Raw genomic sequence first — 15,252 nt, forward strand, 5'->3', positions numbered from 1 at the left:
GTGTCATTTCGCCCGACCAAAGCGGCGTTGCGCCAACGCAGACCTTGAAATACAGGCCGCCCGCCCCATTCTTGTCGCGTATCCGTTCGTTTCAAAAAATCCCGATATGTCCGATAACAGCCAGCAATCCCCCCTTCAAAGCACTCCCGCCCCTGAAGAAGTCGAAGCCGCCATGGCCGCCAACGCTTCTGACGAAATGGCCCGCCTGCAGGGCGAACTGGCCGAAATCAAGGCCAAAAGCGCTGAACTGGCCGACCAGTTCCTGCGCGCCAAGGCCGAGGCGGAAAACGCCCGCCGCCGCGCGGAAGACGAAGTATCCAAGGCCCGCAAGTTCGGCATCGAAAGCTTTGCCGAAAGCCTGCTGCCCGTGGCAGACAGCCTGGACGCGGCGCTGGCCATCCAGAACGCCACGGCCCAGCAACTGCGCGAAGGCTCCGACGCCACCCTGCGCCAGCTGACCTCGGCCCTGGAGCGCAACAAGGTGCTGGCCATCAACCCGGCAGCTGGCGACAAATTCGACCCGCACCAGCACCAGGCCATCAGCGTGGTGCCTGCCGAACAAGAAGCGAACACCGTGGTGGCCGTGCTGCAAAAAGGCTACGTGATCGCCGAGCGCGTGCTGCGCCCCGCCCTGGTGACCGTGGCAGCCCCCAAATAATTTCCGGAAAACAGCTTGAACCCCTTCAAGTTATCCACAAGTTACTAGTCATCCAACCATTCCAACATTGCGGAGAAGAACATGGGAAAAATCATCGGTATCGATCTGGGCACCACCAACAGCTGCGTGTCCGTCATGGAAGGCAACACCACCCGCGTGATCGAAAACTCGGAAGGTGCCCGCACCACGCCGTCGATCGTTGCGTACCAGGAAGATGGTGAAGTGCTCGTCGGTGCCTCGGCCAAGCGCCAGGCCGTGACCAATCCCAAGAACACGCTGTACGCGATCAAGCGCCTGATCGGTCGCAAGTTCACCGAAAAAGAAGTGCAAAAGGACATCGACCTGATGCCCTACAAGATCACGGCCGCCGACAACGGCGACGCGTGGGTGGAAGTGCGCGGCACCAAGATCTCGGCCCAGCAGGTCAGCGCCGACATCCTGCGCAAGATGAAGAAGACCGCCGAAGATTACCTGGGCGAGCCCGTCACCGAAGCCGTGATTACCGTGCCCGCCTACTTCAACGACGCCCAGCGCCAAGCCACCAAGGACGCTGGCCGCATTGCCGGCCTGGAAGTCAAGCGCATCATCAACGAGCCCACCGCAGCGGCCCTGGCTTTTGGCCTGGACAAGCAGGAAAAGGGCGACCGCAAGATTGCCGTGTATGACCTGGGTGGTGGCACGTTCGACGTGTCCATCATCGAAATCGCCGATGTGGATGGCGAAAAGCAGTTTGAAGTGCTCTCCACCAACGGCGACACCTTCCTGGGCGGCGAAGACTTCGACCAGCGCATCATCGACTACATCATTGCCGAGTTCAAGAAAGAGCAAGGCGTTGATCTGTCCAAGGACGTGCTGGCCCTGCAGCGCCTCAAGGAAGCGGCTGAAAAAGCCAAGATCGAGCTGTCCAACAGCGCGCAGACCGACATCAACCTGCCCTACATCACGGCCGATGCCTCGGGCCCCAAGCACCTGAACATCAAGCTTACGCGCGCCAAGCTCGAAGCGCTGGTGGAAGAGCTCATCGAGCGCACCATCGCCCCCTGCCGCACGGCAATCAAGGACGCGGGCATCAGCGTGTCCGACATCAACGATGTGATCCTGGTCGGCGGCATGACCCGCATGCCCAAGGTGCAGGACAAGGTCAAGGAATTCTTCGGCAAGGAACCCCGCAAGGACGTGAACCCCGACGAAGCCGTGGCTGTGGGCGCGGCCATCCAGGGCCAGGTGCTGTCGGGCGACCGCAAGGACGTGCTGCTGCTGGACGTGACGCCATTGAGCCTGGGCATTGAGACCCTGGGCGGCGTGATGACCAAGATGATCACCAAGAACACGACCATCCCGACGAAGTTCGCGCAGACCTTCTCGACGGCCGATGACAACCAGCCTGCCGTGACCATCAAGGTCTACCAGGGCGAGCGTGAGATGGCTTCGGGCAACAAGCTGCTGGGCGAATTCAACCTGGAAGGCATTCCACCCGCATCGCGCGGCACGCCGCAGATCGAGGTGTCGTTCGACATCGACGCCAACGGCATCCTGCATGTGGGCGCCAAGGACAAGGGCACCGGCAAGGAAAACAAGATCACCATCAAGGCCAACTCGGGCCTGTCGGAAGAAGAAATCCAGCAGATGGTGAAAGACGCCGAGCTCAATGCCGCCGACGACAAGAAAAAGCTCGAGCTGATCCAGGCCCGCAACCAGGGCGAGGCCGCAGTGCACAGCGTGAACAAGAGCCTGGCCGAGCATGGCGACAAGCTGGATGCCGGCGAAAAGGACGCGATCACCGCTGCGGTCAAGGCACTGGAAGAAGTGCTCAAGGGTGAAGACAAGGACGCCATCGACGCCAAGACCACCGAACTGATGACCGCCAGCCAGAAGCTGGGCGAGAAGATGTACGCCGAATCCCAGGCTGCGCAGGCAGCCCAGGCAGCCGGCGGCGCGGATGCTGCAAGTGCATCGGCTTCTTCCGCCAAGCCCGCGGACGACGACAACGTGGTCGATGCTGAAGTGAAGGAAGTCAAGAAGGGCTGACCAAGCCCCCATTGACCCCAGCCGCCGCGCGGGGCCCGAAGGACCTTTCAACAGGGGTTCCAAGGCCTGCGCGGCGTTCCTGTTCCAACCGGGTGCAGAAAGACCATGTCGAAAAGAGACTATTACGAAATCCTGGGTGTTCCCAAGAACGCCTCGGAAGAAGACATCAAGAAGGCCTATCGCAAGCTGGCGATGAAGCACCACCCTGACCGCAACCAGGGGGATACGGCCAAGGGCGCCGAAGAGAAGTTCAAGGAGGCCAAAGAGGCCTACGAGATGCTGTCGGATGCCCAAAAGCGCGCTGCCTACGACCAGTACGGCCACGCCGGCGTGGACCCGAATATGCGCGGCCCCGGCGGGCCCGGTGCGGAAGGGTTTGGCGGCTTTGCCGAGGCCTTTGGCGACATTTTTGGAGACATGTTCGGCCAACAGGGTGGGCGTGGGCGTGGCGCGGGGGGCCGTCAGGTGTACCGCGGCAGCGACCTCAGCTACGCCATGGAAATCACCCTCGAAGAAGCCGCGCGCGGCAAGGATGCGCAGATCCGCATTCCGTCGTGGGAAAGCTGCGACACCTGCCATGGCAGTGGCGCCAAGCCCGGCACCAGCGCCAAGACCTGCACCACCTGCACGGGCAGCGGCACGGTGCAGATGCGCCAGGGCTTTTTCAGCGTGCAGCAAACCTGCCCGCACTGCCGCGGCACCGGCAAGATCATTCCCGAGCCCTGCACCACCTGCCATGGCCAGGGCAAGCTCAAGAAGCAAAAGACGCTGGAAGTGAAGATTCCGGCCGGCATCGACGACGGCATGCGCATCCGCAGCACCGGCAACGGCGAGCCTGGCACCAACGGCGGCCCGCCGGGCGACCTGTACATCGAGATCCGCCTGAAGAAGCACGACATCTTCGAGCGCGACGGCGACGACCTGCACTGCCAGGTGCCCGTGAGCTTCATCACGGCGGCGCTGGGCGGCGAGATCGAGGTGCCCACGCTCGCCGGCAAGGCAGCCATCGACATCCCCGAAGGCACGCAGGCCGGCAAGCAGTTTCGCCTGCGCGGCAAGGGCATCAAGGGCGTGCGCGCCAGCTATCCTGGCGACCTGTATTGCCACATCGCGGTGGAAACGCCCGTCAAGCTCACCGAGCACCAGCGCAAGCTGCTGCGCGAACTGGAGGAGTCACTGAAGAAGGGTGGCGGCCGCCACTCGCCCAGCGGCGAAAGCTGGACCGACCGACTGAAGAACTTCTTCAGCTGAGCACCGGGCGCCGCGCAAGGCGCCCTGCGTTTCACACCAGGCTGCCCCGCACCACGCAGGGCGGCCTTTTTTTCTTGTCCCCGCGCGCGCTCCTTTCCCGCATTCTTTGCCATCGCGCCTTGGCCTGAATCAGATAGCGCCCCGCTCCGCCCCGAGCGGACGGGCAGCGCAGGCCGCTACGATGGCAACCATAGACACGCATGGAGAATCACAATGGACGTCAACATCACTTTTCTGGGCGGCGCGGGCACCGTCACCGGCTCCAAATACCTGGTGCGCCACAACGGCCACAGCATGCTGGTCGATTGCGGCCTGTTTCAGGGCTACAAGCTGCTGCGCCAGCGCAACTGGCAGCCCCTGCCCGTCACGCCGCACCAGATTGACGCCGTGGTGCTGACCCATGCGCACCTCGACCACAGCGGCTACCTGCCGCTGCTGGCACGCGACGGCTACACCAAGCCCATTCACTGCACCCCCGGCACGCGCGACCTGTGCGCCATCCTGCTGCCCGACAGCGGCCACCTGCAGGAAGAAGACGCCGCCTTTTTGAACCGCCACCAGCTCTCGCAGCACGCACCGGCGCTGCCGCTTTACACCCGGCTGGATGCGCAGCACTGCATGAAGCAGTTCCGCACCCATGCGTACCACAAGGCGTTTGAGCCGATTCCCGGCTGGCGCGTGACCTTCACACCCGCCGGGCACATCCTGGGCGCGGCCAGCATGCTGCTGGAAGTGGGCGGGCGGCGCATCCTGTTTTCGGGCGACCTGGGACGGCCCGACGACCTGATCATGAACCCGCCCGAAGCCCCCCCCCAGGCCGACACGGTGCTGGTCGAATCCACCTACGGCGACCGCCAGCACACGCAGGAAAACATCCTGCAAGAGCTGGCCCCCGCCCTGCAACGCCTGTCCCAGCGCGGCGGCGTGGCCGTGGTGCCGGTGTTTGCCGTGGGCCGGGCGCAGACCGTGCTGCATGCCATCAACCTGCTCAAGAAGCAGGGCGCCATCGCCCGCTCGCTGCCGGTGTTTCTGGACAGCCCCATGGCCGTGAGCACCACAGGGCTGTTTGCCCACCACGCGGGCGAGCACCGGCTGACGGCGCACGAGGCAGACGCCCTCTCGCACAGTGCCACCATGGTGCAGACCACCGACGAATCGAAGGCCCTGGCGCGCCGCCACGGCCCCATGGTGATCCTGTCGGCCAGCGGCATGGCCACGGGCGGGCGCGTGCTGCACCACCTGGCGCTGTATGCGGGCGACCACCGCAACATGGTCATCATCACCGGCTACCAGGCGCCAGGCACGCGCGGCGCGCGCATCGCCAGCGGCGAAAAGACCACCCGCATCCACGGGCAGGACGTCGAGGTGCGCGCCGAAGTGGTGCAGCTCACCTCCGCCTCGGCCCACGCCGACGCCAACCAGACTCTGGCCTGGCTGCGAAGCATGGGGCATGCGCCCGACCGCGTTTTTGTGGTGCACGGCGAAATGGGCGCGGCCGACATGCTGCGCCAGCGCATCGAGCATGAACTGCGCTGGCGCGCCGCAGTGCCCGAGCACGGCAGCACCCTGACCGCCTGACGGCGCTCAGTGGAGAACCCTGCCGGCGTCACAGTTCAAAAAATGAGCGCCTGGCGCTCGTCTTTATTGGCTTTCAGCCATAAAAGACCCTGAAGCGCATTGAAATCAAGCGCCAACAGCTCACTTTTTTGATGAACTAACCCTTTGCACGACGAATGCCATCGCGTTCAGCGATGACAAACGCAAAAAATTGGGTGGAAAATAGAAAGTCTTCTCGAAACAAGAAGACTACACCCCATCCATGAAAAGCTCCGAGCGCAGTTTTGCGCGCCGCATTGACCTCACTTCACTGCAACTCTTTGTGGCGGTGTGCGAGCTCGGCAGCATCGGCCGCGCGGCGGAGCGCGAGTTCATTGCGGCATCGGCCGTGAGCAAGCGGCTTTCCGACCTGGAAACCGCCGTGGACACCGCCCTGCTCTACCGCCACAGCCGGGGCGTCACGCTCACGCCGGCGGGCGAAAGCCTGCTGCACCATGCGCGCACGGTGCTGTTTGGCCTGGAGCGCATGCAGGGCGAACTCAGTGAATACGCCGAGGGCGTGCGCGGCCATGTGCGCATGCACGCCAACATTTCGGCCATCGTGCAGTTTCTGCCCGAGGACCTGGGCGCTTTTGCGCGCGCGCACAGCCAGGTCAAGATCGACCTGCAGGAACACCTGAGCAGCGATGTGCTGCACGCGGTGCAGGAAGGCGCGGCCGATCTGGGCATCTGCAATACCGGCGGGCCCGCTGCCGCCGACCTGCAAAGCCGCCCGTACCGCACCGATCGTTTGGTGCTGGTTGTGCCTGCAGCGCACGCCCTGTCAGCGCAAGCAGCTATTAATTTTGAAGAAGTGCTGGACTGGGACATTGTCGGCCTGCATGCCAACAGCAGCATCAGCCTGGCCATGCGCGCCGCAGCTGCTGCCGCCGGCCGCCCCCTGCGCCAGCGCATCCAGGTCACCGGGCTTGATGCCATGTGCCGCATGATCGACAACGGCCTGGGCGTGGGCCTGCTGCCCGACCGGGCCTTTGCCCTCATGCACGGTGTGGGCCGCCTGCAAGCCATCCCCCTCACCGACGCTTGGGCCCAGCGCGAGTTGCGCGTGGTGGCCCGCGACTTCGAAGCCCTGCCCGTCACGGCCCGGCTGCTGGTGGAGCACCTGATCCACCCGTCGCCCGGCACTTTCACGCCCGCCTAAAATCCAATTCACCCACACCCACGAAAAGAGACCGCCATGGGACGCACCCTGTACGACAAGATCTGGGACGAGCACGTCGTCCACACCGAAGAGGACGGCACCTCCATCCTCTACATCGACCGCCATCTGGTGCACGAAGTCACCAGCCCCCAGGCGTTTGAAGGCCTGCGAGAGGCGGCCGCAAGGTGTGGCGCATGAGCTCCATCGTGGGCACGGCCGACCACAACACGCCCACCACGGGCTGGGAAAACGGCTACGACGGCATCGCCGACCCGATCAGCAAGGAACAGATCACCACACTGAACGACAACATGGCGCAAATCACGCCGGCCGCATTCTTCCCGTTCATGCACAAGCGCCAAGGCATCGTGCACGTGATCGGCCCAGAAAACGGCGCCACGCTGCCCGGCATGACCGTGGTGTGCGGCGACAGCCACACCAGCACGCACGGCGCGTTTGGCGCACTGGCCCACGGCATCGGCACCAGCGAGGTCGAGCATGTGATGGCCACGCAGACCCTGCTGGCCAAGAAGGCCAAGAACATGCTGGTGCAGGTGGACGGCCAGCTCGCCAAAGGCGTGACCCCCAAGGACGTGGTGCTGGCCATCATCGGCAAGATCGGCACGGCAGGCGGCACGGGCTACACCATCGAGTTTGCCGGTTCGGTGTTCCGCGCCATGAGCATGGAAGGCCGCATGACCGTGTGCAACATGGCCATCGAAGGCGGTGCGCGCGCCGGCCTGGTGGCCGTGGACGACAAGACGATTGAATACGTCAAGGGCCGCCCGCTCTCGCCCACCGGCGTGGAATGGGACCAGGCCGTGGCGTACTGGAAGACGCTGCACTCCGACCCCGACGCGAAGTTCGACACCGTCGTCAAGCTCGACGCGGCAGACATCGTGCCGCAGGTCACCTGGGGCACTTCGCCCGAGATGGTGCTGGGCGTGGACGCGCGCGTGCCCGACCCCGACAAGGAAAAGGACGCCAACAAACGCGGCGCCATCGAGCGGGCCCTGACCTACATGGGCCTGCAACCCGGCAAGGCCATCAACGACATCACCATCGACAAGGTGTTCATCGGTTCGTGCACCAACAGCCGCATCGAAGACATGCGAGAAGCCGCCGCCGTGGTGAAGAACCTGGGCCGCAAGGTGGCCAGCAACGTCAAGCTGGCCATGGTCGTACCGGGCTCGGGCCTGGTCAAGGAACAGGCCGAGCGCGAAGGACTGGACAAGATCTTTGTGGCCGCAGGCTTTGAGTGGCGCGAGCCCGGCTGCTCCATGTGTCTGGCCATGAACGCCGACCGCCTGGAGCCCGGCGAGCGCTGCGCCAGCACCAGCAACCGCAACTTTGAAGGCCGCCAGGGCGCCGGCGGCCGCACCCACCTGGTCAGCCCCGCCATGGCCGCCGCCGCCGCCGTGCACGGCCATTTTGTAGACATTCGCCAATTCGCCTGAAGGAGACCGCCATGAAGAAGATTGCCACCATCCTCGCCCTGTCCGCTGCTTTTGTGCTGGCCGGATGCAACACCGTCAAGGGCGTGGGCCAGGACATCGAACGCGCAGGCAGCGCCATCGAGCGCGCCGCCAAGTAACAAAGAACACCATGCAGAAATTCACCAAGCTCCAGGGGCTGGTCGCCCCCATGGACCGCGAGAACGTCGATACCGACGCCATCATCCCCAAGCAATTCCTCAAGTCGATCAAGAAGACCGGCTTCGGCGTGAACCTGTTTGACGAATGGCGCTACCTGGACCACGGCGAGCCCGGCCAGGACCCCGCCAGCCGCAAGCCCAACCCCGACTTCGTGCTGAACCAGCCGCGCTATGCAGGCGCCTCCATCCTGCTGGCGCGCAAGAATTTCGGCTGCGGCTCCAGCCGCGAGCATGCCCCCTGGGCGTTGGACCAGTTCGGCTTTCGCGCCGTGATCGCGCCCAGCTTTGCCGACATCTTCTTCAACAACTGCTTCAAGAACGGCCTGCTGCCCATCGTGCTGCCCGAGGCTACCGTGGCCCAGCTGTTTGATGAAGTGCTGGCCTTCCCCGGCTACCAGCTCACCATCGACCTGGAGCGCCAGGTGATTGTTCGCCCGCAAGGTGAAGAGATCCCGTTCGAGGTGCAGGCCTTCCGCAAATACTGCCTGCTCAACGGCTTTGACGACATCGGCCTGACCCTGCGCCAGTCGGACAAGATCAAGGCTTTTGAGGCACAGCGCCTGGCGACCAAGCCGTGGCTGGCGCACACCATGGTGTCGTGAAATGAAACACCCCCCTGAGCGGCTTTGCCGCTTCCCCCCGCTCTCGCAGCGCTGCGCGCTGCGGGCAGGGAGACGCAGCCCTCGCTGCGGGGCGGCCCTTGCTTGGCTGCCCTGGCTTGGGCCGCGCCAGTTTCGTGGGACGCTGGTGGTGCAGCGAAAAATTCAAACGAAATGAGCGGTCCGTCCGTTGGATGGCCGGGGTCGCAGCGCCGCCCGGCCATCAAAATAGCAGTCAAATTGGCCTTTAGCGCTTACTGTTAAAGCGCTAGTAGCTATCAATAGAGAAGCAAATAATGAAAATCGCAGTTCTGCCGGGTGACGGCATTGGCACCGAAATCGTGGCCGAGGCCGTCAAGGTGCTCCAGGCACTCGACCTGAAGTTCGAGATGGAATCGGCCCTGGTCGGCGGCGCCGCTTACGACGCCCACGGCCACCCGCTGCCCGAATCGACCCTCAAGCTCGCCAAGGAAGCCGACGCCATCCTGTTCGGCGCCGTGGGTGACTGGAAGTACGACAAGCTCGACCGGCCCCTGCGCCCCGAGCAGGCCATCCTGGGCCTGCGCAAGAACCTGGGCCTGTTCGCCAACTTCCGCCCCGCCATCTGCTACGAGCAGCTCGTCGGAGCGTCGAGCCTCAAGCCCGAGCTGATTGCGGGCCTTGACATCCTCATCATCCGCGAGTTGACGGGCGACATCTACTTCGGCCAGCCGCGCGGCCGCCGCGTGGCCACCGACGGCCACTTCCCCGGTGCAGAGGAAGCGTTTGACACCATGCGCTACAGCCGCCCAGAGATCGAGCGCATCGCCCATGTCGCCTTCCAGGCCGCGCGCAAGCGCAGCAAGAAGGTCACCAGCGTGGACAAGGCCAACGTACTCGAAACCTTCCAGTTCTGGAAGGACGTGATGACCGAAGTGGGCCAGCAGTACCCCGACGTGGAACTGCAGCACATGTACGTGGACAACGCAGCCATGCAGCTCGTGAAGGCGCCCAAGGCGTTTGACGTGGTGGTCACGGGCAACATGTTCGGCGACATCCTCTCGGACGAAGCGTCCATGCTCACCGGCTCCATCGGCATGCTGCCCTCGGCCAGCCTGAACAGCAGCAACCAGGGTCTGTACGAACCCAGCCACGGCAGCGCGCCGGATATCGCGGGCAAGGGGATCGCCAACCCGCTGGCCACCATCCTGAGCGCCGCGATGATGCTGCGCTTCAGCCTGAACCAGGAAGCCGCCGCCCAGCGCATCGAAGCCGCTGTGCAAAAGGTGCTGGCCCAGGGCCTGCGCACAGGCGATATCTACAGCGAAGGCACCACCAAGGTGGGCACGGCGCAGATGGGCGATGCGGTGGTGAAGGCGCTGGGCTGAGGTTCTTTCACCCCCCCAAGCGCACCTTCACCATAAAGAGGCAGTCCGAAAGGACTGCTTTTTTTATGGCCATGGAACCCAATGGCTGAACGTCAACTGGAATGCGACGATTGGGCGTCACTTTGGAGCCGCCGGGACCAGCCCGTACTTTGTCATTACGGAAACCAGGGCAGCTTTGTCTGGCGGACCTCCGGCGTTGACCACGGCAGCGACATCCCTGAAGTATTGGGCCCCGATGTCCGGAGACTGGACGATCAAGGCTCGGGCATTTTCGCCAAATGGATTCGAGAAGGCATGCACCACACCTTTCGGCGTGCTCATGCTCTGGCCCGGACCAAGGTCGCGCGTCTCCGTTCCGACCGTATACCGAAGGGTTCCCCCCAGAACGTAAACGCATTCTTCATTGTTGGAGTGGCTGTGTGGCGGCGGCACGTTGGAGCCGGGTGGCACAGTGAGCTCAAACATGCCAAGGCTCGCGGTGTGCGAGCCGTCAACGAGGTAGTTGATGCCAAGTTGACCGACTTTGATTTCAGCAGAAGTCATGGTGATCCTCCTTCAAGGAATGAGGGTGGGACAGCTGCCTGAGAAGACTAACATTCAAGCCACTGCGCTGACAATCCCTTCAGAACAGCGATCCAGTACAATCTGCACCCATGTTTGCCGCCCACCCGTTCGCCATGAACACAACATCCGCCACCTTGGCCGGTGTTGCTGCGCGCGCAATCACCACCAAAACCACGACCATTAAGGGCTGATCCAGCTCCGGTATCGTCGTGCGCCCACCCTGGCCAGACGAGCCGGGGCAAACAGGCTGGTCTGGCACTGTTTTATTTGAAAGGGCGTTGAAATGAGCAACAAGTTGGTAGGTTTGGTCGGCTGGCGCGGCATGGTCGGCTCGGTGTTGATGGATCGCATGATCGAAGAAAAAGACTTCGATCTGATCGAGCCATTGTTCTTCTCCACGTCCAACGCGGGTGGCAAGGCTCCCGCCCAGGCCAGGAACGAAACCACGCTGCAAGACGCCTTCAACATCGATGCCCTGAAGCGCTGCGAAATCATCATCACGGCCCAGGGCGGCGACTACACCAATGAGGTGTATCCCAAGCTGCGCGCCGCAGGCTGGACGGGCCACTGGATCGACGCCGCGTCTTCCCTGCGCATGGAAAAGAACGCCGTCATCGTGCTCGACCCGGTCAACATGCCGGTCATCAAGAACGCCCTCGCCAATGGCGGCAAGGACTGGATCGGCGGCAACTGCACGGTGAGCTGCATGCTAATGGGTGTGGGCGCGCTGTACAAGGCAGGCCTGGTTGAGTGGATGAGCACCCAAACCTACCAGGCCGCGTCGGGCGGCGGTGCGCAGCACATGCGCGAACTGCTGACCCAGTACGGCACGCTGAATGGTGAAGTGAAGGCCCTGCTCGATGACCCCAAGAGCGCCATCCTGGAAATCGACCGCAAGGTCATCGCCAAGCAGCGTGCGCTGACCAGCGCTGAAACCGCCAATTTTGGTGTGCCGCTGGGCGGCAGCCTGATACCCTGGATCGACAAGGATCTGGGCAATGGCATGTCCAAGGAAGAGTGGAAGGGCATGGCCGAAACCAACAAGATCCTCGGCATGGGCGAAGGCTTCAACGCCGCCGCCATTCCGGTTGATGGCTTTTGCGTGCGCGTGGGCGCCATGCGCTGCCACAGCCAGGCACTGACCTTCAAGCTGAAGAAGGATGTGCCCGTGGCCGACATCGAAGCCATGATTGCCGCCGACAACCCATGGGCCAAGGTGGTGCCCAACACGCGCGAAGCGACCATCAAGGATCTGACGCCCGTGGCTGTGACCGGCACCATGAACATCCCCGTGGGTCGTATCCGCAAGCTGGCGATGGGCCCCGAGTATGTGGGCGCTTTCACCATCGGTGACCAGCTGCTGTGGGGCGCTGCCGAGCCCCTGCGCCGCATGCTGCGCATTCTGCTGGACGCCTGACACGAGCCTGCCCTTAGCGCGCGCACTCTGTTGCGCGCGCTTTTTTGTGCCCCGCGCTCGGACACACCCAGTTACGCCACGTTGGCAATTGGCAACATTTAAATACCGCAAAACAGGCGTCGACACCTCGCTCAAAGCTTCGGCGCCGCCTCAGCTTGTCAGTGCAAAACATTGATGCTATGGTGCTTTTTACATATTTTCACGCGCCGGGGCGGGGATCAGACCATGAGAAGTACAACGCCGCTCGACCGAGTCGCACAACCACCACATTTGATGGCACACATGCATCGTTGGAAATTTTCTGTCCTGGCGGCTGCGGCCGTCGCATTGACCGGTTTTTGTGCCGACGATGCTTCTGCCCTCGCTCTGGGCCGCATTACGGTGCAATCCGCCCTTGGGGAGCCATTGCGCGCCGAAATCGATCTGCCCCAGATCACCCCGGAAGAGGCTGACACCCTGCGTGCCACCACCGCCTCGCCCGAAGTCTTTCGCGCCCAGGGCCTGGAATTCAACCCGGCAGTGAACAATCTGCGGGTGCAACTGCAGCGGCGGGCCAACGGCACGGCTGTGCTGCGCCTGTCCAGCGACCGCCCTGTCAACGATCCTTTCGTGGACCTGGTGCTGGATGCTTCCTGGAGAAGCGGCCACATCGTGCGCAGCTACACCATGTTGTTCGATCCGCCAGCCTCGCGCCGCGCAGCGCCCGCAGTTACCGCGGCACCGCAGGTTTCAGCCCCCGTGGCGCAGGCCCAGGCGCAAGCAGGTTCTGCACCGATCTCCCCGCGTGTTGCGGCGCCTTCCGCCCGCGCGCGCCCCGCAGCACTGCGGTCGCCACCCCACGCCCAGCGCCAGCCGATGCCGTTACTGTTCGGGCGGGCGACACGGCCGGTCGCCTGGCCAACAACTACCGCCCTGCCAGCGTATCGCTGGACCAGATGCTGGTGGCGCTGATGCGCGCCAACCCGGACGCCTTCATCCAGGGCAACGTCAACAGGATCAAGGCCGGTGCCGTGCTGCAAATGCCGGATGAGGCCACCGCACTGGCCACGCCACCGGCCGAAGCCCGCCAGGTTCTGGCGGCACAAAGCCGGGATTTCAACGCATTCCGCCGCAAACTCGCTGCGGCAGCCCCCACCGCCGAAGTGGCAGCCGCAGAGCGCTCTGCCAGCGGCACAGTGCAAGCACGGGTCGAAGACAAGAAGCCCGCAACCGCCGCGCCCGACAAGCTGACGCTGTCCAAGGGCGCCATCACGGGCCAGAAGGCTGCAGAAGACCAGCTGGCCAAGGACAAGCAAGCCAGCGAATCCTCGGCCCGTATGGCCGAACTGTCCAAAAACATCAACGAGCTGAACCAGCTCAGCGCGGCGTCTGCGCCGGTCGGTGCGCCTGCAACTGCAGCCTCCAGCGCGCTTGGCGCGGTGGCTGTCGCCACGCCGGCTGCAGTGTCCACTCAGCCGACAGCCTCCGAGCCAGCAGCCCTGGCGACATCTGCCGCGGCCAGCGTATCTGCCGCGGCCAGCGTGCCAGTGGCCGCCGAGGCGGCGGCCAGTGATCCAGCAGCAGTGGCGGCGCAAGCCGCGGCGCCAGCATCCGCCCCTGCGCCAGCACCTGTGCCCAAGCCCGCCTCCATGCCAGCGCCTGTCCCCGAGCCGAGCTTCCTGTCAGGTCTGATGGATGACCCCCTGGTACCTGCCGGAGGACTTCTCGCACTGATCGCCCTGGGCGGCTACGGTGCCTACCGCGTGGTGCAACGGCGTCGCGCCAACGCCGGTGTGGACAGTTCATTCCTCGAAAGCCGCCTGCAACCCGACTCCTTTTTTGGCGCCAGCGGCGGCCAGCAAGTGGACACGGCCAACAGCCAGATGACGACCGGCTCATCCATGGCCTACTCCCCCAGCCAGCTTGATGCCGGCGGTGACGTGGACCCCGTTGCCGAAGCCGACGTGTATCTGGCATATGGCCGCGACCTTCAGGCAGAAGAAATCCTCAAGGAAGCGATTCGCCACAATCCAGCCCGCGTATCGGTGCACGTCAAGCTGGCCGAGATTTACGCCAAGCGGCAGGATCGCAAGGCCCTTGAAGCAGTGGCCGGTGACGTGTTCAAGCTGACGCAAGGCGAAGGCTCGGACTGGGCCCGTGTGACCGAACTGGGCCGCGATCTGGACCAGGAAAACCCGTTGTACCAACCTGGGGGCCGTCCCGGCGCAACCCCTGGCATTGCCACCGCCTCGGCCTCGCCTGCCAGCGTCGCGAGCACCGCGATGGCCGCTGCGCCCGCAGCAGCAGCTGCTGCACTCCCACCTGACCTGGATCTCGACCTCGACCTGGATTTGCCCGAAGACGCGCTGACCGAGGCGCCAGCCGCCGCGGGTGGCTTTGCCGCCGCAGCGGCCGCGGCAACCGCTACCGATGAAGGCGACACCGAATCGGCAGCACTTCCGCAACTGGACCTGCCCACATCGCTGTCTGCCATGCAGCCCGCATTGGCGCCTGCCGCTGCGATCGCACCACCGCCGATGGCGGACCTCGATTTCCCGGCCACCGACGATCTCACCATGCTCCCTTCTGGCGCCATGCCACTGATGGCCAGCGCCAAGGCAGACACCCCTGACACGGCGCCCATGGAGTTTGACCTGGGCGACCTGACGCTGGACCTGGGCGCGCCGTCCAAACCTGCCACGCCCCCCGAAGCAGCAACAGCGCCAGCCGCCGCAGCAGACGACGGGGTCGATGCAGCCGCCGATGACCCATTGGCCACCAAGCTGGCGCTGGCGCAGGAGTTCAATGCCATCGGCGATATTGACGGGGCCCGCACCCTGGTCGAAGAAGTGGTCGCCGAATCCTCGGGGGCGCTAAAGGCCCGCGCCCAGCGGCTGCTGTCCGACCTGGGCTGATGCGCCCGGTCGATTCAGGCATCCCGCAAGACACGGCCCCAGGCCACCTTTCCAGGGTGGCC

At 64.1% G+C, this 15,252-nt stretch carries 12 protein-coding genes and 1 pseudogene; 12 read left to right on the top strand and 1 reads right to left on the bottom strand.

The annotated features are described in order from the left end of the window. Positions 1-106: 106 nt before the first annotated feature. From grpE to leuB, 9 genes and pseudogenes are all read left to right on the top strand, one after another. On the top strand, positions 107-658 hold the full coding sequence (gene grpE, locus CBP34_RS14215) for a nucleotide exchange factor GrpE (RefSeq protein WP_086913021.1): 552 nt from the start codon (positions 107-109) through the stop codon (positions 656-658). Positions 659-739: 81 nt separating this feature from the next. Beyond that, positions 740-2,686: a molecular chaperone DnaK gene (gene dnaK, locus CBP34_RS14220; protein ID WP_094098419.1), complete on the top strand. Its 1,947-nt coding sequence runs from the start codon at positions 740-742 to the stop codon at positions 2,684-2,686. Positions 2,687-2,791: 105 nt separating this feature from the next. Beyond that, positions 2,792-3,937: a molecular chaperone DnaJ gene (gene dnaJ, locus CBP34_RS14225; RefSeq protein ID WP_086913023.1), complete on the top strand. Its 1,146-nt coding sequence runs from the start codon at positions 2,792-2,794 to the stop codon at positions 3,935-3,937. Positions 3,938-4,150: 213 nt separating this feature from the next. Next, positions 4,151-5,515 (top strand): MBL fold metallo-hydrolase, encoded by a 1,365-nt coding sequence (locus CBP34_RS14230; protein WP_086927869.1) that lies wholly within the window; start codon positions 4,151-4,153, stop codon positions 5,513-5,515. Positions 5,516-5,756: 241 nt separating this feature from the next. After that, positions 5,757-6,695, top strand: a complete 939-nt coding sequence (locus CBP34_RS14235; RefSeq protein WP_094098420.1) for a LysR family transcriptional regulator — start codon at positions 5,757-5,759, stop codon at positions 6,693-6,695. A 36-nt stretch (positions 6,696-6,731) separates the two neighbouring features. Beyond that, positions 6,732-8,152 (top strand): annotated as a pseudogene (gene leuC / locus CBP34_RS14240) (3-isopropylmalate dehydratase large subunit). A gap of 11 nt (positions 8,153-8,163) precedes the next feature. After that, on the top strand, positions 8,164-8,289 hold the full coding sequence (locus CBP34_RS14245) for an entericidin A/B family lipoprotein (RefSeq protein ID WP_086927872.1): 126 nt from the start codon (positions 8,164-8,166) through the stop codon (positions 8,287-8,289). Between the two features lie 11 nt (positions 8,290-8,300). After that, entirely contained in the window at positions 8,301-8,951 is a 651-nt protein-coding gene (gene leuD / locus CBP34_RS14250) for a 3-isopropylmalate dehydratase small subunit (RefSeq protein ID WP_086913028.1), read from the top strand. Between the two features lie 293 nt (positions 8,952-9,244). Beyond that, positions 9,245-10,315, top strand: coding sequence for a 3-isopropylmalate dehydrogenase (leuB, locus tag CBP34_RS14255; RefSeq protein ID WP_086927873.1), 1,071 nt, complete (start codon positions 9,245-9,247; stop codon positions 10,313-10,315). Between the two features lie 117 nt (positions 10,316-10,432). On the opposite strand, the gene CBP34_RS14260 is transcribed toward leuB, so the two are convergent. After that, on the bottom strand, positions 10,433-10,858 hold the full coding sequence (locus CBP34_RS14260) for a cupin domain-containing protein (RefSeq protein ID WP_086913030.1): 426 nt from the start codon (positions 10,856-10,858) through the stop codon (positions 10,433-10,435). A gap of 304 nt (positions 10,859-11,162) precedes the next feature. Between CBP34_RS14260 and asd the strand changes: the two genes are divergently transcribed. The 3 genes from asd (at position 11,163) to CBP34_RS14270 (ending at position 15,190) form a co-directional block, all read left to right on the top strand. Then, positions 11,163-12,296, top strand: coding sequence for an aspartate-semialdehyde dehydrogenase (gene asd, locus CBP34_RS14265; protein WP_086927874.1), 1,134 nt, complete (start codon positions 11,163-11,165; stop codon positions 12,294-12,296). Positions 12,297-12,578: 282 nt separating this feature from the next. Next, positions 12,579-13,247 carry a type IV pilus assembly protein FimV gene (locus CBP34_RS20445; protein ID WP_418134679.1) on the top strand — a complete coding sequence of 223 codons (669 nt, stop codon included), beginning with the start codon at positions 12,579-12,581 and terminating at the stop codon, positions 13,245-13,247. Further along, a complete protein-coding gene (locus CBP34_RS14270) occupies positions 13,232-15,190 on the top strand; it encodes a motility hub landmark protein FimV (protein WP_418134680.1) in 1,959 nt (652 codons plus the stop codon). Before CBP34_RS20445 ends, CBP34_RS14270 begins: the two co-directional genes overlap by 16 nt. The last annotated feature ends 62 nt before the right edge of the window (positions 15,191-15,252 follow it).

Origin of the sequence: Acidovorax carolinensis (assembly GCF_002157145.1) — a bacterium.
Taxonomy (GTDB): Bacteria; Pseudomonadota; Gammaproteobacteria; order Burkholderiales; family Burkholderiaceae_C; genus Acidovorax; species Acidovorax carolinensis.